Source organism: Methylobacterium sp. UNC378MF (assembly GCF_900103195.1).
Classification (GTDB): domain Bacteria; phylum Pseudomonadota; class Alphaproteobacteria; order Rhizobiales; family Beijerinckiaceae; genus Methylobacterium.
The window spans coordinates 1-2,307 of record NZ_FMWU01000073.1 but is presented as its reverse complement, the minus strand read 5'-3'; the positions used below and the strand labels follow the sequence as shown (position 1 = coordinate 2,307).

Here is a 2,307-nt window from a genome sequence, read left to right as displayed (position 1 = left end):
TTGACCGTCTTGCCGGTCGCGAGCCGGTTCTGCGTGGTCGCCATCAGCTGGGCGGTGTCCTGCAGCGAGAGCAGGTTCTGACGCGTGGCGGACGAAAGGGTGATCGAGGACATGGATCGCTAACTTTCCAACCGGAGCAACCCGATTCTCGGGGACACCCAAGAATACCGGTTAAGGTTAAATCCGGATTAACTGCGCGAGTATTTTCTGCCGCGCGATGCAGCAGTCGATAAGCTGGCGACAGTCGATCGGGGCTTTATCCCCGGGCCAGCATACCGCGTCTTGCGGGCGCTCAAGCCGGCGGAGACTTGGCTCTGCGCAACTCGCTCCTGCCAGTGTTACGGAGCCGGCCGGTGCGCCGGACTGTGGAGGTGATCTCAGTCGAGTGCGTAGCCGAGGAGCCCCTCAGTGGTGTGTCCCTCGCATCGGGCGTCGGTCGCGACGAAATGATCGTGACCGCCGGCATTGCAGCGGAAGATCGGATGGCGGCCGGGCCTCTGCGCCTCATAGACGTAGCCGGTCTGCCCGAGAGGTGTCTGGCCCTCGCACTGCGTGTCTCTGCTGAGAAAGTGATCCTGCCCGGCCGCGCAGCTCATCAGCATGGCGGTCCCGGGCGCCGGAAGCGTCAATAGGGTGCCGACGCTGCGCTCGATCGTGTAGCCCGGCCCGATATAGCCGGTGGTGACCCAATGTCCGCCCGGACCGAAGGCGCGCTGCAGCGGCAGTCGGTCGGCGCCGCGCAACTTGCGCGCCTCGGCGATCCGCCAGGTGCCCGGATACGGGTCGCCGCCCGAGAAGAAGATCGTGATGTCCGGCAGGAAGGAGGCGAGACTGCCCGTACCGTCCCTCTGAAAACCCGGACTGTGATTGAGATAGAAGCCGGTCACGTCGGAGTTCAGGTAGCCCAGAGGCGTCCATGCCGCCGGTGAACCGCTCAAGAGGACGGTCAGGGGCATTTTAAAGAGGCCCATCTGATAGGTCTCACGATCGGGATTCCGGGCCGGATCCTTGCAGGCCACCTTTTGACAGGCACGGCCGGGGAGGCCGGTGATAACGTAGACTTCCCCAGCCTTGGGATCGTACGCGAAATCAGAGTTGGGATTGATGGTTGCCCCGTCGGTCGCGACGTTGGGGATCCGCACCGGTGACTCGAAATGCACGCCGTCCGCCGTGTGCCGGACGTAGAGGTCTCCGAAGCCTCGAACGCCCTGCGGCCCGGTCAGATCCGTCGTGAAGACGAAGAGGCCGGACCGCCCGTCCGAGAAGGTTGCCGGCTGCCCGGTGCCGTAATTGCCCTGCGCGATCGCCGGGTTGATCGGCTTGATGACCGGTTCCGGGTAGTCGACCCATGTCACTTTGTCGTTCGAGAACGCCAGGCCCGTCTGGTTGTTGTTTCCGGGCTGATTGTCTGCTCCCGAATAGTACATTGCGTAGGCGTAGGTCCGGCCATCCGCTGGATTGATGAAGGGGCCCCGGATCACGCTTGGATCACAAACGTATTGGCGGTTCCAAGAACCCGGAGTCGGCTGGAATACGACCTGAGCCGGCGAGAAGCCGGTCCGCGGGTCGTAGGAGCGATGGAAGATGACGTCAGTCTTTCCTTGGCCGCACCACCACAGGTCGGTGGTCCCGTTCTCGGTAATGATGCTGGGCGCGTAGTTGTAGCCGGCCGGATCCGCCTCGTTGAGGAATAGCGGCTGAGCCCCCGGCCCCTCCCAGCCGGCCGCGGCCGAGCCCGCAAGGCCAACCGTTGCCAGCGCCCCCAGGACGAGCGCGTAAATTCCCGGTCTCACGTTCACGCGTCTCCCTCGCTCCGCAGGTTCCATCCACCGTTCAGCTCAGACATGATTTGGTCCTGCGGCTCGGCGGGCAGCGCGGCGACCTGCTGAGCACCGAAGGCCGGCGCGTAGAACGTGGCTGCCTTCAGCGGGCCGTCGACGGTCAAGTAAGCCACGAGTCCCTCGTGGACAGGTGCCGGCTCCGCCTTCCTGGGATTCGTCTCAGGATCCGGATCGCTCATGCTGATCCTCCCCATGCGTGGCCGTCCGGGCTTCCGTCTCAGGCCCGAACAGCAAGGCGAGAGCCGTGCGATCAAGCATCCGGAAACGTCCAGCCACGGCGTACGCAACGCTCCACCAGCCTGCCACCGTCGCGCGGGCGCAGATCGGCGCTCGCCGATAATCCCGGAGCGGCGGCGTCGGGATCTTAACTGCGGTAGCGTTCGGCCAGCGCCATGAGGGCCTGGGCGAGTTCGGTGAGGTTGGCGGAGGCGGCCTCGACCTGGCGTGTGCCGGCCGCGGTCTGCTG

Annotated in this window: 2 protein-coding genes; both read right to left on the bottom strand. The window is 65.0% G+C overall.

Going from position 1 to position 2,307, the window contains the following annotated elements; translation table 11 throughout:
* Positions 1–377: 377 nt before the first annotated feature.
* On the bottom strand, positions 378–1,793 hold the full coding sequence (locus BLT59_RS30400; RefSeq protein WP_244514214.1) for a hypothetical protein: 1,416 nt from the start codon (positions 1,791–1,793) through the stop codon (positions 378–380).
* 2 nt (positions 1,794–1,795) lie between these two features.
* A complete protein-coding gene (locus tag BLT59_RS31585; protein ID WP_175544176.1) occupies positions 1,796–2,020 on the bottom strand; it encodes a VOC family protein in 225 nt (74 codons plus the stop codon).
* Positions 2,021–2,307: the final 287 nt, after the last annotated feature.